A 19704-nucleotide genomic window follows, 5' to 3' on the forward strand; every position below is an offset into this window, starting at 1 on the left:
CCAGGGGCGCTGCGGCGCCGACCGTGCCGGTGCCGGCTCGGGGAGAGGGTGCACACGGCAGGTGAGGGGTGGGATCACCGCAGGGCGAGCACCCGCCCGGCGCAGGCATCGCCGCACTCCCCCGCAACCGGGGTCGCGCAGCACTACGACCCGTGCGGTGGCGCCCCGGTGCTGCGGAACGAGCGGCGGTAGGTGTCCGGGGAGACCCCGACGATCCGCTTGAACCGGCGGCGCAGGGTCGTGGCGGTGCCTGTGCCGGTGGCGAGGGCGATCGCCTCGATGCCCTGGCCGCTCGTCTCCAGCAGTTCCTGCGCGCGGCGCACACGCTGGGTCAGGAGCCACTGGAGCGGGGTCTGCCCGACCGCCGCGCGGAACTGCCGCCCGAGGTCCGCACCCACATGGGCCTCGAGGCCGCCCGGGACCTCGCCCGGGCCGACACGCCCCCACCGGAGCCGGTCGACGCGCTGGGCCGCTCGGACCAGCTGTTCGTCGTGGACGCCGTGGTCCGCTCGGGTGGCGTCGAGCGCCGCGCGACGGCCCACGGACAGGACATCTACGCGGTCACCGCACCACTGGTCGTGGAAGCGGTCCAGCGGGTCCTCGACGGGCGCACGCGGACCACGGGTGTCGCGTCGGCCGGCGCGGTGTTCGACGCGGCGGAGTTCCTGCACGCGCTGGCCCCCCACGTCTCGGTCGGGCTCCCGCACGAGGCCCTCGCGACCCGCTGGGGCGCGGGGGCGCCCCGCCACGACCGGGACGGTCCGGCGACGGGTGGCTAGGGTGGTGCCGACGGCGAGGTCCGGGAGGGGCAGCGTGGCCCAGGTGAAGGTCTACGGTCAGCGGCACGTGCTGGAGCCGTTGCGGGGCAGGATGTCCGACGTCCTGCAGACCGCCGCCGTCGAGGTTCTGGGGTTGCCGCCCGCCAAGCGGTTCCACCGGTTCTTCCCCATGTCGGCCGAGGACTTCCCCGTCCCCGAGGAGCGCACCGACCGCTACACGATCGTCGAGATCCTCCTGTTCAGCGGACGCACCGTCCCCACCAAGAAGGCGTTCTACCAGCGGCTGTTCGCCGACTTCGAGCAGCACCTGGGGATCCCCCCGCAGGACCTGGAGATCATCGTCGTCGAGACACCACGGCATGACTGGGGCATCCGCGGCCGGGCCGGGGACGAGCTCACGCTCCCCTACCGGGTGGACACCTGACCTCGCACCCCCGCCTCCAGCACCTCCGCCAGGCGCGCGAGGTCGCTCCTCACCAGCGCGGTGTCCCGCTCGAACTCCTCGTCGGTCATCCCCTCCCGGCGGCGCAGCGTGAGGACCACCTCGCACCCCCCGTCGTCGGGGAGGACCCGCAGCGGGACGTGCACCGTCTCCCCGGAGGGCGTCACCACGTCGTGGTCGAGGACGCCGAAGTCGTTGCGGGGGGCGAAGACCACCCGGGCGCGGCCCTCCGGCGTCCCGACGAACCAGTTGCCGTCCTCCTGCACCACGGAGGTGCCCAGGCCGGGCGCCCACCGGGGCAGGTTGGCGGGGTCGGCGGCGAAGGCGTAGACCTCCGCGGCCGGCCGGGCGACGTGCACGCCCAGGTGCCGGGACCTCTCGGGCTGCTCGGGCTGCTCGGTCTGCTCGGTCACCGCCGCAGCCTGCCACCGCCGCGCCGCCCCGGCCAGGTACCGGCCGCCCCGCCGGGTCGCCCTGCGACGCTCCACCGGTGTCCCCCGGACGGGAGCCTCCCCGAGGCGGCGAGCGCGAGGACGACGGCGCAGAACGGCGCGACGAGGGGGAAGACCACCGGCAGCGGCAGCGCGGCCCAGCTCGCGGCCACGGCGACGAGCGCCGCCACGCCCCCGCGTCCGGCCCGTCCACCGGGTAGCCGCGAGGCGAGGGGGACGACCGCCACCACCCCGACGAGGAACGAGGCGGCGAGGAGGGTGCCGAAGGGGCCGGCGGGCCCCTGGAGCTGGGCGGCGCACACCACCACCAGCGCTGCGGCGACGGCCGCCGCCGACGCGGCAGCGCGCCGCCCCCACCGGGAGGCGGCCAGCAGCCCCGCCGCCAGGACGAGCGGGAGGGCGGCGAGCGCCCCTGCCGCCAGGCCGGCGTTCATGGCCGGCAGCGAGGTGACCCCGCCCGGCGACGGCGCCCACGTCTCCCCCAGGACGGCGTACGCGGCGCACGGGAACCCCAGCGCGGCGCTGAGCGCGCTGAGCCGCACCACGGTGCGTCGCAGCCGCGCGGGCGCGACCGCTCGCCGCGCACCCGGCCCCGGATCGGCTGCCGGCGTCGCGGCCGCGCGCCGGGGGATCCGCCGGGCCGCGCGCAGCCGGGCGACGACGACGAGGCCCACCGCCGCCGCCGGGGCCGTCGCGGGGTTCAGCGCGCCCACCCCGAGGGCGGCGGCGGTGGGCACGGCGCACAGGGCGGCCAGGAGCCGGCGCCCCCGCCGGTGCCCGCTGCGCCGCAGCAGCCCGTTCCACACCGGGGCGGCGGCCAGGGTGCCCGCCGCGAGGGCCGCGAGGAGGAAGGCGGGGAAGGCCGCGCTGAACGGCGACAGCGGCAGGCCCGCGTCCGCCTCGTCGAAGCCGGCGCCCCAGGACGCGGCCGACAGCAGCGCCGTCCCCCACGCCACCACCGAGGAGGCGGCGGCACCGACGCTGCCCGCCGCGCCGAGCACCCCGCCGTCCCGCAGCAGGGCGACGGCGCCCACCGACACCAGCGCCGGGCCGAGCCAGACCGACAGCGCCGGCACCACCAGCTCCCACCCCGACCGCACCTGCCCACCGGAGGAGCCGGGGAACGCCAGCCACCCGGTGAGCCCGAGCACGCAGCAGCCCAGCCCGGCCACGGCCAGCCGCACCGCAGCCGAGGGGGTCAGGCGCTCCGCGAGGGCGTGCACCCGCACCGACCAGCCACCGCGCAGAGCTCTCACCCACGGGATGCTGCCAGGGCGGGACCGCGACCCGGCCCACCGGAGCGGGGCCCACCGGAGACGGGCGCACTTCCCCCACACCGGGGGCGCCCGGGCGGTCGGGGCGCACCACCTGCCGGGCCGGTGGCGGCGCGCCCCAGCACGATCAGCGGGGTGACGTCGTGCTCGACCACCCGGGGGCGATCTCCTGCAGGCGGGCGGACACCGCCGCCTCGATCCGGTCGCCGGTGGCGGCCCCCGACCAGTCCGCGTCGAGCCGCTGCCAGAGGAGCTCGTCCTCCCCGGAGAGGTCCTCGTGGCCGGTCGGGCGGAAGCGCAGGTACTCGTCGCGGGCGCGGGCGACGAGGGCGGCGACGTCCGCCAGGCCGAGCCAGCGGAAGCCGTCGATGGCGTCGTCGACCGCGCGCCGCCGTCCGCCGAGCAGGAGGTTCTCGACGCCTCCGCCGACCAGCCCCCCGTTCTCCGCGATGCCGTGCAGGCCCATCACCGCCCCCAGCAGGCGCAGCCCTGGAGGAGCCGAGGAATCCGCCACCTCGTAGGCGTGGACGGCGCGGACGGTCAGGGCGTCGGTCAGCGGGGTCGTCACCAGCGGCCTCCGGTCGTGGTCGTGCGGGGACCGGGACGCTAGCGCCGACCGGGGACACCCGGGCGGCGGGGCGCGCCACCCGCCTGGCCGGTGGCGGTCGCCGACAGCGCGTGTGCGGGCGTTCGGGTGGCGCGGCGCCGCCGAGCGGGTGACAACCCCCGTTGCGCCTCCAGCGGCACCACGCGGGCCTCGACAACCGGAGAGCCCGGAGACAGCGGGGCGCACGAGGGGCACGGACCGAGGAGCAGGGCGTGGGGATCGGCGCAGCAGGAGTGCGGGAGCTGGACCGCGGACAGGTGGCCCGCGGGTACGACCTGGAGCACCCGCGGCTGAGGGAGCGCCTCGACGAGCTGGCCGGGCACACCGCCGCCACGATCGGGGCGCCCGTCGCCGCGGTGACGTTCCTGGCGCAGGACGTGGCCGTGTTCGCCGGGCACCACGGCCTCGGCGGCTGGATGGCCCGCCTCGGTGCGGTCCCCGCCGAGCTGGCCTTCTGCACCGACACCGTGCTCACGGCCGCGGAGAACGTGGTGGCGGACCTCGCGGCGCACCCCCGCTACGGCGGCAACCCCCTCGTCACCCACTACGGCCTGTCCTGCTACGCCGGCATCCCCGTGCACGACCCGCACGGGCTGGCGATCGCCTCCGCCTGCGTCATCGGCACCTCGCCGCGCCGTTTCACCGCCGCGGAGCTCGGCCACCTGCGGGCCACCGCCACCCGGGCCGGCGTGCTGCTGGAGGAGTACCGGGCCTCCTGAGCGACGGCACGTCCGGCCGGTTCAGGTGCCGGTGGAGTCGCGGTACCGGACCCAGGCGGCGAACCGCCGCACCTCGGCCTCCTGCGCGGGCGTGAGCGGCGCTCCGCCGTCGTCGCCCACCCCGTCGGGGACCTCCACGGAGTACGGCCTCGCGGGCAGGTCCAGCGCGGCGCGCACCGCGCCGTCCACGCGCTGCAGCACGTGCCGCGCGTCCTCCACGGCCGGGTCGGCGTGGTGGTGGACGCGCTCGAGGGCGCGGGCCAGCGCGGGCAGCGCCGCCCGGTAGACCGCACGGCCCTGTCCGGTCAGCTCCACGAACACGCTGCGCCGGTCCGCGGCGTTGGGGGTGCGGGCCAGTTCACCGCGGGCCTGGCAGCGGCGCAGCAGCGCCGACAGGGTGGTCGCGGACATCCCCGTCCACTGGGAGAGCTGGGTGGCGGTCACGGGCCCGAGGTCGCTGATGAGGCCGTAGAGGGCGAACTCGTCGACCGACAGCGGGTCGTCGGCCAGTTCCTCCGCCACCAGGGAGGTGGACACGCAGGACAGCAGCCAGATGTCGACGAGCAGGTTCTTGGGGCCGGGCACGGGACGAGCATATCGACGGGTATTGCAATTTCGCAGCGATCGCTGCGATAGTGCATCAACTCGACCCCTGGAGGTTCCCGTGTCCTCGACCACCGTCCTCGCCACCGCCGCGACCGGCCCGCAGGTCCCCCTGCGCACCGCCGCGGGGATCGCCGGCCTCCTCAGCGCCGCCGTGCTGGCCGTCAACGCCGCCAAGCGCGCCCAGCTCGTCCCGGCCACCGCGCTCACCCAGCTCGCGGCCCCGCTGGCCGAGGTGTTCGCCCTCGCCCTCGTCACCGCCCTCTACCTGGCCTGCGCCTCCCGGATCGGCCGGGCCGGCAGCATCGCCTTCGGGGTCAACCACCTCGCGCTCGCGGCGCTCGTCGGTGTGGAGTTCGTCCTCAACCTGGTGTTCCCCCGGCTCGACCCCGCACAGATCGCCGACCTGCGCGCCGGCCCGCTGGGGATCGCCCTCACCACCACGTCGCTCCTCTTCCTCGTCGGGTCGCTGGGTTTCACGGCCGCGCTGGCGCGGACGGGCATCCCGCCGCGCGGCGCCCTGGCGCTCTACGCGGCCGGCGCCGTCCCCGTCGCGCTGCGCGCGTTCGTCCCCGAGCTGGTGCTGGACCTCGGGCTGGTCGTCCTGGCGGCCGGGGTCGCCTGGCTCGCGGCGTGGCTGCTGCGCACCGGCCCGGCCGGCAGTGGGCCGGTCGCGGGCTGACGGACGGCCCCGGCGTCGGTGCCGCGTGGCACCATCCACCGGGTGAGCAGCGGATCCACCAGCGGCGCGGCGCACCTGCGGGAACTGGTCCTCCTGCGCCGCGTCCGGGACCGGATCGACCGCGAGCACGCCCAGCCGCTGGACGTGGAGGCGCTGGCCCGCGGGGTGCACATGTCGGCCGGGCACCTCAGCCGCCGGTTCCGCGCCGCCTACGGCGAATCGCCCTACTCCTACCTCATGACCCGGCGCATCGAGCGGGCGATGGCGCTGCTGCGCCGCGGGGACCTCAGCGTCACCGAGGTGTGCTTCGCGGTGGGCTGCTCCTCGCTCGGCACCTTCAGCACCCGGTTCACCGAGCTCGTCGGCGTGCCGCCGAGCACCTACCGGCGCACCGCGGCGGACGCGGCCGCGGGGGTGCCGCCGTGCGTGGCGAAACAGGTCACCAGACCGGTCAGGAATCGAGAAGCCGCGGCCGCCGGGCCGCCCCTAGCGTGACCGCCATGGACATCACCATCCACGCGAGCTTCCTCCCCCACGACGACCCGGAGGCGTCCCTGGCCTTCTACCGCGACACCCTGGGTTTCGAGGTCCGCAACGACGTCGGGTACGGCACCATGCGCTGGCTCACCGTCGGCCCCCCCGACCAGCCCGGCACGTCGATCGTCCTGACACCGCCGGCCGCCGATCCGGGCATCACCGACGACGAGCGCCGCACGATCACCGAGATGATGGCCAAGGGAACCTACGCGGCGCTCCTGCTGGCCACCGAGGACCTCGACAAGGCCTTCGAGCGGCTCCAGGCCGGTGACGCCGAGGTCGTCCAGGAGCCCGTCGAGCAGCCCTACGGGGTGCGCGACTTCGCCGTCCGCGACCCCGCCGGGAACCTGGTCCGCATCCAGCAGCGGCGCTGAGCGCCCCCGGCCGTCCCACCCGCGACCGTTCCCCCGGGGACGGTCCGGGTGGTTGGCTGGCCCGACCGAGCCCGGCGAGTTCGACGGCGACCGCACTGGCGGCCCCGCCCGACGGAGGAGACGCGATGAGCACCGCCACGACCACGGACCCGCACCCGCACGCGCCGCACCCCGCCGACGGCCACCACCTGATCCGGGTGCACGGCGCGCGGGAGAACAACCTCAAGGACGTCAGCGTCGACATCCCCAAGCGCAGGCTGACGGTGTTCACCGGGGTCTCCGGCTCGGGCAAGAGCTCGCTGGTGTTCGGCACGATCGCCGCGGACTCCCAGCGGATGATCAACGAGACGTACAGCGCCTTCGTGCAGGGGTTCATGCCGACGCTGTCCCGGCCCGACGTCGACGTCCTCGAGGGGCTGACGACGGCGATCATCGTCGACCAGGAGCGCATGGGGGCCAACCCCCGCTCCACGGTCGGCACGGCCACCGACGCCAGCACGATGCTGCGCATCCTGTTCAGCCGGCTCGGGGAGCCGCACATCGGCTCGGCCCAGGCGTTCTCCTTCAACGTCGCCTCCATCAGCGGGTCGGGCGCGGTCGCGATCGAGCGCGGCGGGGAGACGGTCAGGGAGAAGCGCAGCTTCAGCATCACCGGCGGCATGTGCCTGCGCTGCGAGGGCATGGGCTCGGTCACCGACTTCGACCTCACCCAGCTCTACGACGACTCCAGGTCGCTCAACGAGGGGGCGCTGACGATCCCCGGCTACACGATGGAGGGCTGGTACGGCCGCATCTACCGGGGTTGCGGCTTCTTCGACCCGGACAAGCCGATCCGGGAGTACACCGAGCGCGAGCTGCACGACCTGCTCCGCAGGGAACCCACGAAGATCAAGGTCGACGGCATCAACATCACCTACGAGGGCGTCATCCCGAAGATCCAGAAGTCGTTCCTCAGCAAGGACCGGGAGGCGATGCAGCCGCACATCCGCGCCTTCGTCGACCGGGCGGTGACGTTCACCGTCTGCCCGGAGTGCGACGGCACCCGGCTCAGCGAGGCGGCCCGCTCCTCCAAGATCGCGGGCATCAGCATCGCCGACGCCAGCGCGATGCAGATCAGCGACCTGGCCGGCTGGGTGCGCGACCTGGGCGCCCCCCGGCGGGGTGGGCGCGGCGCCCGCGCCGACGGCGCCCCCCGGGTGACCGAGGGGGTGGCGCCGCTGCTGACGGCGCTGCGGGAGACCCTCGACTCCTTCGTCGAGATCGGCCTCGGCTACCTCAGCCTCGACCGGCCCGCCGGCACCCTCTCCGGCGGCGAGGCGCAGCGCACCAAGATGATCCGCCACCTCGGCTCCTCGCTCACGGACGTCACCTACGTCTTCGACGAGCCGACGATCGGGCTGCACCCGCACGACATCCAGCGGATGAACGAGCTGCTGCTGCGGCTGCGGGACAAGGGCAACACCGTCCTCGTCGTGGAGCACAAACCCGAGACCATCGCCATCGCGGACCACGTCGTGGACCTCGGCCCGGGCGCCGGCACGGCGGGCGGCACCGTGTGCTTCGAGGGGACCGTCGAGGGCCTGCGGGCGAGCGGCACCCTCACCGGCCGCCACCTCGACGACCGCGCCTCGCTCAAGCCGCGGGTGCGCACCGCCACCGGCACGCTGCAGGTCCGCGGCGCGAACTCCCACAACCTGCGCGACGTCGACGTCGACATCCCCCTCGGGGTGCTCGTCGCCGTCACCGGGGTCGCCGGCTCCGGCAAGAGCTCCCTCGTCCACGGCTCGGTGTCCGGGCGGGAGGGGGTGGTCTCGGTCGACCAGAGCGCGATCCGCGGCTCGCGGCGCAGCAACCCGGCCACGTACACCGGGCTGCTGGAGCCGGTCCGCAAGGCGTTCGCGAAGGCCAACGGGGTGAAACCCGCCCTGTTCAGCGCCAACTCCGAGGGCGCCTGCCCCGCCTGCAACGGCGCGGGCGTCATCTACACCGACCTGGTGGTGATGGCGGGCGTCGCCACCACGTGCGAGGAGTGCGAGGGCAGGCGGTTCCAGGCCGAGGTGCTCACCTACCTGCTCGGCGGGAAGAACATCAGCGAGGTCCTCGGGATGCCGGTGAGCGAGGCCGTGGAGTTCTTCGGCTCCGGCGAGGCCCGCACCCCCGCCGCGCACGCGATCCTCGGCCGCCTCGCCGACGTGGGGCTCGGCTACCTCAGCCTCGGCCAGCCGCTCACCACGCTCTCCGGCGGCGAGCGCCAACGCCTCAAGCTGGCGACCCAGATGGTCGGCAAGGGCGGCGTCTACGTCCTCGACGAGCCCACCACCGGCCTGCACCTCGCCGACGTCGAGCAGCTGCTCGGCCTGCTCGACCGGCTCGTGGACTCCGGCACGTCGGTCCTGGTCATCGAGCACCACCAGGCGGTCATGGCGCACGCCGACTGGATCATCGACCTCGGTCCCGGCGCCGGTCACGACGGCGGCCGGATCGTGTTCGAGGGCACCCCCGCCGACCTCGTCGCCGCCCGCTCCACCCTCACCGGCGAGCACCTCGCGGCCTACGTCGGCGCCTGAGCGGACCCCCCGGCGGGCGGGGCCGTTCCCCCGGACCGGCCCCGCGAGCCGCGGCGCACCGCCATGATGTCCCGGTGAGCGAGCGCACCGACGTGGACGACCCGGCCGCCGACGAGGACGCGGCGATGGGCAACCCGCACCTGGAGTCGCTGAGCTCGGGAGCCGCGCTCGGCCTCGGCGCCGGGGGCCTGCTGTCCCTCGTCGCCGCCCTCCTGGTGGGCCAGGGCGAGGGCGGGGCGGTGGGCGTGCTGCTGCTGGCCCTCGGCTCGACCCTGCTCCTCACGGGTGCGGCGGCCTGGATCGCCTACCGGGTGTGCGGGGCCGTCCTGTGGCACCGGGAGAACCGGCCGGCGGACCGCTCCGGCTGAGGGCGGCCGTCCGGACGGTGCCGCGCGGGGCACGACCGGGAGCCGGCGCCCCGCGGGGCGACGGCTCCCCGCCCTCACCGCCGCCGGGCGCGCAGCACCAGGTCGGCCACGTGGTGCGCCCCGGCACCGCCGTGGACGACCCGGGGGCGGCGCTCGTCGACCTCGACCACCCACTCCTCGCCGAGGACCGCCGCGACGTCCGCGGGGAACGCGAAGTGCGCCGGGTCGTGCTGCAGCGCACCGTGACGCGCCGCGTCGTGTCCCGACAGGTCGTGGTGCACGAACAGCAGCGTGCCGCCCGGCGCGACGAGGCCGGCCAGGACGCGCTCGGCCACCGCGCCCGGGGTCTTCCGCAGCACCGGGTACTGCGCGGAGACGAGGTCGAAACCCCCGGCGGGCAGGTCCGCCTCGACCAGCCCGGCGTGCACCCACCCCACCTCCACGCCAGCGTCGTCGGCGTGGCGCCGCGCCCGCTCCAGCGCGATCCCGGAGACGTCCAGCGCGGTGACCCGCCAGCCGCGGCGGGCCAGCCACACCGCGTCGGCGCCCTCCCCGCAGCCCACGTCCAGGGCACGGCCGGGCGGCAGGTCGGTGGTCTCGGCGACGAGGGCGCCGTTCGGCTCGCCGCTCCAGATGCGGTCGGAGGCGCCGTAGCGCTCGTCCCACTCGTCGGCGTCAGGGGTCCGGTCCACGGGTGCGGTCACGGGAGAAGCGTGCGGCGCGGGAGACGGGGGGACCAAGTTCTGTTGCCGGTACGGCAACCGGAGCGCGGTGACCGCCGGTGCGGCACGATGCGCCGGTGTCCCTGCTGCGCTACGTGCCCGTGGAGCTGCTGGCCCTCGCGGTGGGGGCGGCGCTGCTCGCCGCGGCCGGTGCGGCGGTACCGGGCCTGCGCCGCGGGGACCGGGCCGCGGCGGCGCTCGCGGTGGTGCGGGTGCTGCTGGCCGGTGCGGTGCTGGCGGCGCTGAGCGTCACGCTGGTCACCGGCTACGGGGGCAGCGGCGTGAACCTGGTGCCCGGGGCGGGGATCCGCAGCGCGTGGCTGAACGTGTCCCCCGGCGTGGGGGCGCTGAACCTGCTGGGCAACATCGCGATGTTCGTCCCGATCGGCCTGCTGCTGCCCCCGGCGACGGGCCGGCGCCTCGCCGCCTCCACCGCGGCCTGCGCGGGGCTCTCGATCGCGGTGGAGGTGGTGCAGTCGGTGCTGGGCCGGGCGGCGGACGTGGACGACGTCCTGCTGAACACCCTGGGCGGTGCCCTCGGGGCGGCCGCCGGGGTCCGGTTGCTACCCCTGCGGGAGCGCGGGCGAGGGCCGCGGTGAGGCGTCCCGCCGCAGGCGCGCCGCGCCCAGCGCGTTGAGCCCCGCGCACCACAGCAGGACCACGACGCCCTCCCGCGCGAGGTCCACCGGGCCCGCCCGCCCGGACAGCAGGTCCTGGGAGGTGGCGTAGGGGGTGAGCCACTCCCGGGCGGGGCGGAGGACCTCGACCGCTCCGAGCAGCGCGTACACGCCCAGCGGCAGCACGACGGTGCCGAGCGAGGCGAGGGCGGGACGGCGCACCAGCAGGCCCAGCCCGGTCCCGACGAGCTGCGCGACGACCTGCACCAGCACCCCGCCCGCCACGAGCGGCACCGCGGAGGCCCACGGGTCGGCGGCGCCGGAACCGGCCGCCAGGAGCGCGAGGGCGGCGAGCAGCGCACCGGCGAGGCCCACGGCCCCGGCGAGCAGCACCGCCGCCGCCAGGGTGGGCAGCACCCCGCCGGGTGCCGCGCCGGGTGAGCGGCGCAGGTCGGTGGCGAGCAGCACCCCGGTGAACGGCAGCGGGACGGACATCAGCAGCTGCACGGTCGCGGACACGGCGGCGAACGTGCGCTGCCCGGCGGGGAGCCCCGCGGCCAGGGCGGCGGCGGCGAGCGCCCCGAGCAGCGGTGTCGTGGTGAGCAGCAGCACCCGGCGGCGTGTCCCGGCGGCCCGCCGCAGCGCAGCGGCCGTCGACGGGCCGGCCGGGTGCGCGGTGGTGGCGGTGTGCTGGCTCACGGCTGGCTCCCGGTCCTCGCGAACGGTCTCCGAACGGCTCCTGCCGCATCGTCCCGCCGCCCGCAGGCCGCCGTCGAGGGCCACCCGCCGGGGCCGTCCACCGCCGTGCCCGCGTCGCCCGCCGTTCAGGGCCCGGCAACCCCCGGCGCCTAGCGTCGCGGGGACCCCGCCGACCCGACCCGAGGAGCCCCCGTGCGCCCCGTCCGCCGCACCGTGCTGGCCGCGCTGCTGACCGCCGGCCTGCTCACCACCTCCGGCACGACCTCCGCCGCCGCCCCCGCCCCCGCCGGGGTGCGGCCGCTGCCGCAGGCCCACGCGCACAACGACTACGAGCACCCCCGCCCCCTGCTCGACGCGCTGGACCACGGGTTCACGAGCGTCGAGGCGGACATCTACCTCGTCGGCGGAGAGCTCCTCGTGGCGCACGACCCGGAGGACCTGCGCCCGGACCGCACCCTGCAGTCGCTGTACCTGGACCCCCTCGCCGAGCGGGTGCGCCGCAACGGCGGCAGCGTGTACCCGCACTCCGGCGCGGACTTCCAGCTCCTGGTCGACATCAAGACCGAGGGCCGCGCCACCTACGCCGCGCTGCACCGGGTGCTCGCCCGCTACCGCGACGTGCTGACCACCTTCCGGGTGCAGGGCGAGGGGTACCGGGCCAGCGAGGGCGCCGTGACGGCGGTCGTCTCCGGGAACCGCCCGATGGACCTGATGGCGCTGCAGCGGGTCCGCTACGCCGGCTACGACGGGCGCCTCGGCGACCTGACGAGCGGCGCGGACGCGGACTTCATGCCCCTGGTCAGCGACAACTGGACGCGGAACTTCACGTGGACGGGCACCGGCCCGATGCCCGAGGCGGAGCGCGCCCGGCTGCGGCAGATCGTCCGCACCGCGCACCTCGACGGCCGCCGGGTGCGGTTCTGGGCCACGCCCGACGCGCCCGGCGCGCAGCGGGAGGCGGTGTGGCGCGAGCTGCTCGCCGCGGGCGTGGACCACGTCAACACCGACGACCTCGCCGGGCTGCGGGACTTCCTGCTGGCCTCCGGCGGCGCGACCACCGCGGGCACCGGCACGGCCTGAGCGGCCCTCCCCCGGGAGGCGGTGCGGTGCCCCTCCCGGCGGAGGGACCGCACCGCCTCCTCAAGGAGGCACCACTCCGGCCCGATCAGAGGATGTGCGGATCCCCGACGAGGCCGAGGAGCAGGTGCGGTTCTGGCGCCGCCACCTGTGGTCCGGCGTCGCCCTGTGCGTGGTGCTGCCCGCCCTGTTCGCCCTGAGCACGTGGCTGTCCCCGGACGCCGCCCACCCGCTCGCCGTGTACGTCCTCGCCGCCGCCGTGGCCGGCCTGTCCCCGCTGCTGCTGCGGGTGCCGGTGGAGCGCCTGGTGCGCTCCCCGCGCGGGCACTGGTTCTTCGACGCCTGGGAGGCCCTGGGCATCGCCCTGATCACGGCGTTCTGCCTGCTCGACGGCGGGGTGGGCAGCCCGTTCGTGATGTCGTTCTTCGTGTGCCTGGCCCACGCCGCGCTGGCCTACCCGCCGCTGGGCATGGTGATCGCCGGCTGCGGCAACGTCCTCGGCTACCTGGTGGTGGCGGGGCTCGGCGGCCACGGCGGCACGCACGAGGTGCTGCCCGTGGTCCTGACGCTCGTCGTCGCCACGGCGACCTGCGCCTTCGCCTCCTCCAACCACGTCCGCCTCAACCGGCGCACCGCCGCCATCGCGCAGCAGCTCGCGGTGCTGGCGGAGCGGGACGGGCTGACGGGCTGCCTGAACCACCGCGCGTTCCACGAGGAGGTGCACCGGGCGGTGGCCGCGGCGGCGCCCGGGGCCCCGGTGGGCCTGCTGCTCGTGGACGTGGACCACTTCAAGCAGGTCAACGACACCTCCGGGCACCAGGCCGGTGACGCCGCCCTCGCCCTCATCGGCGGGCTGCTGCGCGGCACCGGCCGCGACGGCGACCTCGCCGGGCGCCTGGGCGGGGACGAGTTCGCCCTGCTGCTGCCCGGCGCCGGACCGGCGGAGGTCCTGCGCGTGGCGGAGCGCGTCGCCGCCGAGGTCCGCCCGCACGGGCTGACCGTGAGCGTCGGGGCGGCCTCCACCGACCGGCCGTGCGAGGTGGCCGACCTGCTCGCCGCCGCCGACCGGGCCGTCTACCGCGCCAAGCGCGCCGGCCGTGACGGGGCGGCCCTGGAACCCCTGGCGCGCGACGCGGGCACGGGGTGCGTGCCGGCCGGCCCGGCACCGCAGACCGTGCCGGCCAGGTGGGGAGCGGTCGGCGGAAACCCTGCCGCGTCCTGACAGGGTTCGGCGGCACGGTGGCCGCATGGAACGGGACGTGCAGGGGAACGGGCGAGGGGACCTGGCGGGAACGGTGGCGCTGGTCGCCGGCGCCACGCGCGGTGCGAGCCGCGCGATCGCGGTGGAGCTGGGCAGGAGAGGGGCGACGGTCTGGGTGACCGGCCGCTCCACCCGGGGCTCGCGCTCCGAGGTGGACCGCCCCGAGACCATCGAGGAGACCGCCGAGCTGGTGCGTGCGGCCGGGGGGACGGCGACGGCCGTGCGGGTCGACCACCTCGACCCCGGCCAGGTCGCCGCACTGGCGCGCCGCGTCGACGACGCGCACGGCCGCCTCGACGTGCTCGTGGACGGGCTCTGGGGCGGCGACCACCACCTGCAGTGGGGCAGGCCGGTCTGGGAGCACTCCCTGGAGGCGAGCCTGCGGATGATCCGGCTCGGGATCGACGCGCACGTCATCACCAGCCACCACCTGCTGCCCCTGCTCGTCCGCCGCCCCGGCGGGCTGGTCGTGGAGCTGACGGACGGCACCGCCGAGTACAACGCGCGGTTCCGGGAGGGCACGTCGCTGGCGTTCTACGTCGCCAAGACCGCCGCGCACTCCCTCGCGATCGCCGAGGCCGCGGAGCTGCGCGCGCACGGCTGCACCGCGGTGGCGTTCACCCCGGGCTGGCTGCGCTCGGAGGCGATGCTGGACACCTTCGGGGTGCGCGAGGAGAACTGGCGGGACGCGATCGCGCAGGAGCCGCACTTCGCGATCTCGGAGTCGCCGGTGTTCACGGGCCGCACCGTGGCGGCGCTGGCGGCCGACCCGGACCGGGCGAGGTTCGCGGGACAGACCCTCGACAGCGGCCGGCTGGCGCGGGAGTACGGCATCGACGACGTCGACGGCAGCCGCCCCGACGGCTGGCGGTACATGAGGGAGGTGGTGGCCGCGGGGAGGCCCGGGGACCCGGCCGGCTACCGGTGACGCCCGGCCATCCGCCGCGCCGTGTCCGCGAACGCGGCGCGCGCGGCGGGTGGCGCGAGGACCTCCACCTCCGCCCCGAGGGCGAGGAGCCGCCCGGCCGCGACGAGGGGGTCCTCCAGCAGCAGCTCCACCTCCCGCCACCCGTCGGCGCCCGGTGCCCCCGCGCCGGCGAGCGCGGCGGCGGCCACGTCCTCGTCGAGGACGGCGGGCAGGGCCCGGAACCCGCGCGGGCTGAGCCGCACCCGCACCGGTACCTGCTGCAGGGTCCGCTCGAACTCCGCGGAGGACCGCTCCCACCACGAGGCCAGGTCGAAACCCGCGGGCCGGTGGAACCGCTCGTCCAGCTCGGCCGTGGCGACCACCCGCGCCACGCGGTAGGTGCGCGGGTTCCGCGCCGGCTCCTGCGCCGGCTCCTGCGCGGAGTCGGGATCCGCGGGGCGGGCCACGAGGTACCAGGTCCCGGCCTTCAGGACGAGGCCGAGCGGTTCCAGGACGCGCTCGACCCCACCGCCGTCGCGCCGGTAGGTGACGCGGACCCGCCGCTGCGCCCACACCGCGCGGGCCAGGGGGGCGAGGTGCTCCGCGTCCTCCTCCCGGCGGAACCACCCCGGGGCGTCGAGGTGGAACCGCTGGCCGACGAGCCGGGCGTGCTCGCGCAGCTCCCCCGGAAGGGTCGCGGCGACCTTGGCGTGGGCGGCCGACACGGCGGTGCCCAGGCCGAGGTCCGCCAGGGCCCGCGGCACGCCCATCGCGAACAGCGCGACGGCCTCGCGGGACGTCAGCCCGTCCAGGTGCGAGCGCCACCCGTCGACGAGCCGCACGCCCCCGTGGCGGCCGGGTTCCGTCCAGAGCGGCACGCCGGCCTCGCGCAGGGCCGCGACGTCCCGGTGCGCGGTGCGCTCGGAGACCCCCAGCTCGCGGGCCAGCTCCCCCACCGTGGCCGAGCGCCGCCGCTGCAGGAGGAAGAGCAGGGCCACCAGCCGTTCCGCGCGCACCGGGACATCATCGCCGCAGGGGGTGGACGTCAGGCCCGGCAGAGGACCTCGCCGTGCAGGATGGTGAACCAGCCGTCCTCGTCGGCGGCCCACTCCCGCCAGCCCGCGGAGATGCGCTCCAGGTCGGCGCGGGTGGCGACGCCGGTGGCGAGGGCCTCCTCGGCGGTGCCGGACTCCAGGACGCGCCGCGCCCAGGAACCGCCCCACAGCTCCCGGCCCCCGTCGTCGGCGTAGCACCACGTCGAGGCGCCGGCCTGCACGTCCTCGAAACCCGCCGCGCGCGCCCAGGACAGCAGGCGGCGGCCGGCGTCGGGTTCGTTCCCGGCGGCGCGGGCGACGGTGGTGTAGAGGGTCCGCCACTCCTCCAGCGCGGGCACCGCGGGGAACCACGTCATGGCCGCGTAGTCGGCGTCGCGGGCGGCGACGAGACCGCCGGGGCGGCAGACCCTGCGCATCTCGCGCAGGGCCGCCACGGGGTCGGGCAGGTGCTGCAGGACCTGGTGGGCGTGGACGACGTCGAACTCCCCGTCGGCGAAGTCCAGGGCGCCGACGTCGCCGGTGGCGAAGGTGACGTTCCCCAGGCCGCGCGCGGCGGCCAGGTCGCGGGCCAGGCCGAGCGCCCCGGCGGAGGTGTCCACGCCGACCACCCTGCCGGGGGCCACCAGCGCGGCGAGGTCGGCGGTGACGGAACCCGCCCCGCAGCCCACGTCGAGCACGGACGTCCCGGGCCGCAGGTGGGGCAGCAGGTACGCGGCGGAGTTCTGCGCGGTGCGGGTGTCGTAGGTGCGCAGCACGGCCGGGGCGTGGCCGTGCAGGTACCGGGCGGGTGCGGTCATGGCCGTCTCCTCCTTCTCGGCGGGCCGCCACCGTAGCGAGAAGTGTCCACGATGCGAAACGGTCATCTCATCCAGCGAGATGACCTAGACGAGGCGCCCGCCACCGTCGACGTGTAGCACCGTTCCCGTGACGTAGGGGTTCTGGGTGGCGAACAGCACCGCGTCGGCCAGGTCGTCGGCCGACCCGACGCGCCGGGCGGGGTTCTCGGCGGCCACACCGCGCAGGAACTCCTCCTTGCCCGCACCCAGGCGGTCCCAGGCGCCGGAGTCCACGACCCCCGGGGACACCGCGTTCACCCGCACGGGCGCGACCTCCACCGCGAGGGCCTGCACGGCGAACGCCAGCGCGCCGTTCGTGGCGGCCATGACGGTGCGGCCGGGGACGGGACGCCACGCCGCCACCCCCGCGAAGAACGTGAAGGAACCCCCCGGGCGCACCTGCGGGGCGAGGTGCTTGACGAGGAACAGCGGCCCGACGACCTTCGCGGCGAACGCGCGGTGCACCGACCCCGGGTCCAGCTCCGCCAGCGGGCCGTTCGCGGGGACCGCCGCGGTGGAGACGACGTGGTCGACGTCCCCCACCTGCCCGGCGAGGTCCGCGAGGGAGGACTCGTCGGTGATGTCGGCGCGCACCGTCCCCACCGCCCCCGGCAGGCGCGCCGCGGTCTCCTCCAGCGTGCGCGGGTCCCGGCCGGCGAGGACGAGGTCGGCGCCGGCGGCGGAGGCCACCTCGGCGATGCGGCGGCCGGTGTTCGACCCGGCGCCGAGGACGACGAGGCGCTGCCCGCGCAGGTCGGCGGTGAGCGTGGACACGGGAACTCCTCCGTGGTCGGGTGCGGTGGTACCGGGAGCCTGCAGCGCCGGCATCCCAGAAGTCCAACTCCTAGGTGCTCTGGTTTCCATAAGCTGCGCCCATGACGACGCTGCGGCAGCTGGAGTACCTCACCGCCGTGGTGGACACCGACTCGTTCACGGCGGCCGCCGAACTGCTGCACGTCACCCAGCCCGGCCTGTCCTCCCAGGTGCAGGCGCTGGAGCGGGCCCTCGGCGGCCGGCTCCTGGAGCGCCTGCCCCGGGGCGTGCACCTGACCCCGCTGGGCCGGGAGGTGCTGCCGCACGCGCGCGCGGCGCTGGCGGACGCCGGGCGGGTGCGGGCGGCGGCGCGGCGCGTGCTCGGCCTCGACGGCGGCGAGCTGCACGTGGCGGCCCTGTACTCCCTCGTCCTCGGCGTGCTGCCCGCCGTGCTGCACACCTGGCGCGAGGCGCACCCGCAGGTGCGCGTGCGGTTGCACGAGCACCGCTCCGCGGGCGAGCTGCACGCCGGGATGGCCGCCGGCCGGGCCGACGTCGGCCTCGGACCGCCCCCACCCGGCTGGGAGGGGACCGTGCGGACCCTGGGGACGGAGGAGTTCGTGGTGCTGCTGCCACCGGGCCAGGCGCCTCCCGGCGGCGGGAGCGTGCGCCTGCGCGACCTCGCCGACCGCCCGTGGGTGCACTTCGCGCCGGACAACGGCCTGTCCGCGGTGCTCGACGCGGCCTGCGCCCGGGAAAGTTTCTCACCCGTGGCGGCCGTCCGGCTGGAGCAGACCGCCGCCGCCGCGCCCCTCGTGGCGGCGGGACTGGGCCCCGCACTGCTGCCCGCGAACGTCGTCCCCGGGGGTTTCGGCGGGCACGTGCGGCGCCCGGACCCGCCGGTGCGGCGGGAGGTCTGCGCGTTCACCCGGCAGGACCCCGACCCGCTGGCGGCGGCGTTCACGGAACTGCTCGCCGCCACCGCGCGGCTCTGAGCCCGCCGCGGGAGGACGGCGGGGCCGGGCCTCACCCCTGCCGGCGGGCGTACTCCTCGCGGGCCGCGGCGACGGCGGGCGCGGAGCGCTCCAGCAGGTCCGCCAGGTCCCGCAGCCGGGAGGCGACCTGCGACCCCAGCGGCGTGAGCGAGTACTCCACCCTCGGCGGGATCGCGCTGACCACGGTGCGCACCACCAGGCCGTCGCGCTCCAGGGTGTGCAGGGCCTGCGAGAGCATCTTCTCGCTGACCCCGTCGACGCGGCGGCGCAGGGCGTTGAAGCGGTGGTCCCCCTCCCCCAGCGCGAGCAGGACCAGGCCCGCCCACTTCGAGGTGACGTCCTCGAAGGCCGAGCGGGAGGTGCAGGCGCGGGCGAAGACGTCCGCGACGAACGCGGCGGAGGGCCCAGCACCTGTGGTCACGCGACCAGCATACGAACCGGCGGAACACACAGCGCTTTCGATCGGTTAGTGCCCTCCGGACGCACAGTGCCCGCTGTGCGCAGACCCGGAGGAGACCCCGTGCCCACCTACGCCGTCACCGGAGCCAGCGGACCCTTCGGCCGCCTCGCCGTCGGCTCGCTCCTCGCCCGCGGGGTCGCCCCCGCCGACGTCGTCGCCGTGGTCCGAACCCCCGCGAAGGCCGCCGACCTCGCCGCCCGCGGGGTCGAGGTGCGCCGCGGGGACTACTCCGAACCGGAGAGCCTGCCCGCGGCCCTCGACGGCGTCGAGCGGCTCCTCCTCGTCTCCGCCTCCGAGGTCGGCCACCGCCTCGAGCAGCACACCAACGTCCTCACCGCAGCCCGCGCCGCCGGCGTCCGCCGCGTCGTCTACACCTCCCTCGTGCACGCCGACACCTCCCCGCTGCCGCTGGCGGCCGAGCACGTCGCCACCGAGGCCGCCCTGCGCGACAGCGGGATCCCCGCCACCGTGCTGCGCAACAACTGGTACACCGAGAACTACACGGGCCGCCTCGCCCAATTCCTCGCCACCGGCGAGATCCTCTCCGCCACCGGCGGCGCCCACCTCGGCGCCGCCGCCCGCGCCGACTACGCCGGGGCGGCCGCCGCCGTCCTCACCGGCGAGGGCCACGAGGGCGCGGTGTACGAGCTGAGCGGTACCGGCTTCACCCTCGACGCCCTCGCGGAGGCCGTCACCCGCGTCACCGGCACCCCCGTCACCCACCGCACCGTGGACAGCGCCGGGCTCGTGGCCGCCCTCACCGCCGCCGGGCTCGACGAGGGCACCGCCGGTTTCGTCGCCGCCCTCGACGCCGGCATCGCCGCCGGGGCCCTCGACGACCGCAGCGCCGACCTGGAGAAACTGCTCGGGCGCCCGCTCACCCCGCTCGACGACGTCGTGCGCGCCGCGGCCTGACGG

At 76.4% G+C, this 19704-nt stretch carries 23 protein-coding genes and 2 pseudogenes; 14 read left to right on the forward strand and 11 right to left on the reverse strand.

Annotation, left to right across the window (positions count from 1 at the left end; translation table 11 throughout):
* Positions 1-143: 143 nt before the first annotated feature.
* Positions 144-389: pseudogene (locus tag ACYQBY_RS16395) on the reverse strand (helix-turn-helix domain-containing protein); the annotation flags it as partial.
* Between ACYQBY_RS16395 and ACYQBY_RS16400 the strand changes: the two are divergent.
* Both ACYQBY_RS16400 and ACYQBY_RS16405 read left to right on the forward strand, forming a co-directional pair.
* Positions 381-779 (forward strand): annotated as a pseudogene (locus ACYQBY_RS16400) (hypothetical protein); the annotation flags it as partial. The pseudogenes ACYQBY_RS16395 and ACYQBY_RS16400 sit on opposite strands and share 9 nt — an antisense overlap.
* A 43-nt stretch (positions 780-822) precedes the next feature.
* Positions 823-1203, forward strand: a complete 381-nt coding sequence (locus ACYQBY_RS16405) for a tautomerase family protein (protein WP_459644938.1) — start codon at positions 823-825, stop codon at positions 1201-1203.
* Here the strand turns inward: ACYQBY_RS16405 and ACYQBY_RS16410 are convergent.
* The 3 genes from ACYQBY_RS16410 to ACYQBY_RS16420 all read right to left on the reverse strand — a co-directional run bounded on the left by ACYQBY_RS16410 (position 1185) and on the right by ACYQBY_RS16420 (position 3515).
* Positions 1185-1634, reverse strand: a complete 450-nt coding sequence (locus ACYQBY_RS16410) for an SRPBCC family protein (protein WP_459644939.1) — start codon at positions 1632-1634, stop codon at positions 1185-1187. The genes ACYQBY_RS16405 and ACYQBY_RS16410 overlap by 19 nt on opposite strands.
* Positions 1631-2929 (reverse strand): hypothetical protein, encoded by a 1299-nt coding sequence (locus ACYQBY_RS16415; RefSeq protein WP_459644940.1) that lies wholly within the window; start codon positions 2927-2929, stop codon positions 1631-1633. The genes ACYQBY_RS16410 and ACYQBY_RS16415 overlap by 4 nt, the downstream gene beginning before the upstream one ends.
* Before the next feature lie 145 nt (positions 2930-3074).
* Entirely contained in the window at positions 3075-3515 is a 441-nt protein-coding gene (locus tag ACYQBY_RS16420) for a DMP19 family protein (RefSeq protein WP_459644941.1), read from the reverse strand.
* A gap of 251 nt (positions 3516-3766) precedes the next feature.
* Here ACYQBY_RS16420 and ACYQBY_RS16425 point away from each other — a divergent pair, with 251 nt between their 5' ends.
* Positions 3767-4273, forward strand: a complete 507-nt coding sequence (locus tag ACYQBY_RS16425; RefSeq protein ID WP_459644942.1) for a GAF domain-containing protein — start codon at positions 3767-3769, stop codon at positions 4271-4273.
* 21 nt (positions 4274-4294) lie between these two features.
* On the opposite strand, the gene ACYQBY_RS16430 is transcribed toward ACYQBY_RS16425, so the two are convergent.
* The gene (locus ACYQBY_RS16430; RefSeq protein WP_459644943.1) at positions 4295-4858 is read right to left on the reverse strand and encodes a MarR family winged helix-turn-helix transcriptional regulator; all 564 of its coding nucleotides are present in this window, start codon (positions 4856-4858) and stop codon (positions 4295-4297) included.
* A gap of 79 nt (positions 4859-4937) precedes the next feature.
* Here ACYQBY_RS16430 and ACYQBY_RS16435 point away from each other — a divergent pair, with 79 nt between their 5' ends.
* From ACYQBY_RS16435 to ACYQBY_RS16455, 5 genes are all read left to right on the forward strand, one after another.
* Positions 4938-5558 carry a hypothetical protein gene (locus ACYQBY_RS16435; protein WP_459644944.1) on the forward strand — a complete coding sequence of 207 codons (621 nt, stop codon included), beginning with the start codon at positions 4938-4940 and terminating at the stop codon, positions 5556-5558.
* A 42-nt stretch (positions 5559-5600) separates the two neighbouring features.
* Complete coding sequence (locus ACYQBY_RS16440; protein WP_459644945.1) at positions 5601-6053, forward strand: helix-turn-helix transcriptional regulator; 453 nt, start codon at positions 5601-5603, stop codon at positions 6051-6053.
* 5 nt (positions 6054-6058) lie between these two features.
* Positions 6059-6469, forward strand: coding sequence for a VOC family protein (locus ACYQBY_RS16445; protein WP_459644946.1), 411 nt, complete (start codon positions 6059-6061; stop codon positions 6467-6469).
* A gap of 125 nt (positions 6470-6594) precedes the next feature.
* Entirely contained in the window at positions 6595-9036 is a 2442-nt protein-coding gene (locus tag ACYQBY_RS16450; protein WP_459644947.1) for an ATP-binding cassette domain-containing protein, read from the forward strand.
* A gap of 74 nt (positions 9037-9110) precedes the next feature.
* Positions 9111-9404 carry a hypothetical protein gene (locus ACYQBY_RS16455; RefSeq protein WP_459644948.1) on the forward strand — a complete coding sequence of 98 codons (294 nt, stop codon included), beginning with the start codon at positions 9111-9113 and terminating at the stop codon, positions 9402-9404.
* Positions 9405-9478: 74 nt separating this feature from the next.
* Here ACYQBY_RS16455 and ACYQBY_RS16460 read toward each other — a convergent pair whose 3' ends face one another.
* Positions 9479-10108 (reverse strand): class I SAM-dependent methyltransferase, encoded by a 630-nt coding sequence (locus tag ACYQBY_RS16460; protein WP_459644949.1) that lies wholly within the window; start codon positions 10106-10108, stop codon positions 9479-9481.
* A gap of 95 nt (positions 10109-10203) precedes the next feature.
* Between ACYQBY_RS16460 and ACYQBY_RS16465 the strand changes: the two genes are divergently transcribed.
* Positions 10204-10725, forward strand: a complete 522-nt coding sequence (locus tag ACYQBY_RS16465; RefSeq protein WP_459644950.1) for a VanZ family protein — start codon at positions 10204-10206, stop codon at positions 10723-10725.
* Here ACYQBY_RS16465 and ACYQBY_RS16470 read toward each other — a convergent pair.
* Entirely contained in the window at positions 10690-11442 is a 753-nt protein-coding gene (locus ACYQBY_RS16470; RefSeq protein ID WP_459644951.1) for a hypothetical protein, read from the reverse strand. The genes ACYQBY_RS16465 and ACYQBY_RS16470 overlap by 36 nt on opposite strands.
* 213 nt (positions 11443-11655) lie before the next feature.
* Here ACYQBY_RS16470 and ACYQBY_RS16475 point away from each other — a divergent pair, with 213 nt between their 5' ends.
* From ACYQBY_RS16475 to ACYQBY_RS16485, 3 genes are all read left to right on the forward strand, one after another.
* The gene (locus tag ACYQBY_RS16475) at positions 11656-12522 is read left to right on the forward strand and encodes a phosphatidylinositol-specific phospholipase C/glycerophosphodiester phosphodiesterase family protein (protein WP_459645112.1); all 867 of its coding nucleotides are present in this window, start codon (positions 11656-11658) and stop codon (positions 12520-12522) included.
* 94 nt (positions 12523-12616) lie between these two features.
* Positions 12617-13741: a GGDEF domain-containing protein gene (locus tag ACYQBY_RS16480; RefSeq protein ID WP_459644952.1), complete on the forward strand. Its 1125-nt coding sequence runs from the start codon at positions 12617-12619 to the stop codon at positions 13739-13741.
* Between the two features lie 25 nt (positions 13742-13766).
* Entirely contained in the window at positions 13767-14708 is a 942-nt protein-coding gene (locus tag ACYQBY_RS16485; protein WP_459644953.1) for an SDR family oxidoreductase, read from the forward strand.
* Here the strand turns inward: ACYQBY_RS16485 and ACYQBY_RS16490 are convergent.
* The 3 genes from ACYQBY_RS16490 to ACYQBY_RS16500 all read right to left on the reverse strand — a co-directional run bounded on the left by ACYQBY_RS16490 (position 14699) and on the right by ACYQBY_RS16500 (position 17352).
* A complete protein-coding gene (locus tag ACYQBY_RS16490) occupies positions 14699-15703 on the reverse strand; it encodes a helix-turn-helix transcriptional regulator (protein ID WP_459644954.1) in 1005 nt (334 codons plus the stop codon). The two genes, ACYQBY_RS16485 and ACYQBY_RS16490, sit on opposite strands and share 10 nt — an antisense overlap.
* A gap of 29 nt (positions 15704-15732) precedes the next feature.
* The gene (locus ACYQBY_RS16495) at positions 15733-16539 is read right to left on the reverse strand and encodes a methyltransferase domain-containing protein (RefSeq protein ID WP_459644955.1); all 807 of its coding nucleotides are present in this window, start codon (positions 16537-16539) and stop codon (positions 15733-15735) included.
* Positions 16540-16623: 84 nt separating this feature from the next.
* Positions 16624-17352 (reverse strand): SDR family oxidoreductase, encoded by a 729-nt coding sequence (locus ACYQBY_RS16500; protein ID WP_459644956.1) that lies wholly within the window; start codon positions 17350-17352, stop codon positions 16624-16626.
* Positions 17353-17453: 101 nt separating this feature from the next.
* On the opposite strand from ACYQBY_RS16500, the gene ACYQBY_RS16505 reads away from it, so the two are divergent.
* Positions 17454-18326, forward strand: coding sequence for a LysR family transcriptional regulator (locus ACYQBY_RS16505; protein ID WP_459644957.1), 873 nt, complete (start codon positions 17454-17456; stop codon positions 18324-18326).
* 31 nt (positions 18327-18357) lie between these two features.
* Here ACYQBY_RS16505 and ACYQBY_RS16510 read toward each other — a convergent pair whose 3' ends face one another.
* A complete protein-coding gene (locus tag ACYQBY_RS16510) occupies positions 18358-18747 on the reverse strand; it encodes a winged helix-turn-helix transcriptional regulator (protein ID WP_459644958.1) in 390 nt (129 codons plus the stop codon).
* Between the two features lie 99 nt (positions 18748-18846).
* Between ACYQBY_RS16510 and ACYQBY_RS16515 the strand changes: the two genes are divergently transcribed.
* On the forward strand, positions 18847-19701 hold the full coding sequence (locus ACYQBY_RS16515) for an NAD(P)H-binding protein (RefSeq protein ID WP_459644959.1): 855 nt from the start codon (positions 18847-18849) through the stop codon (positions 19699-19701).
* Positions 19702-19704 lie beyond the last annotated feature (3 nt).

It is taken from the genome of Kineococcus anabasis (genome assembly GCF_054590795.1).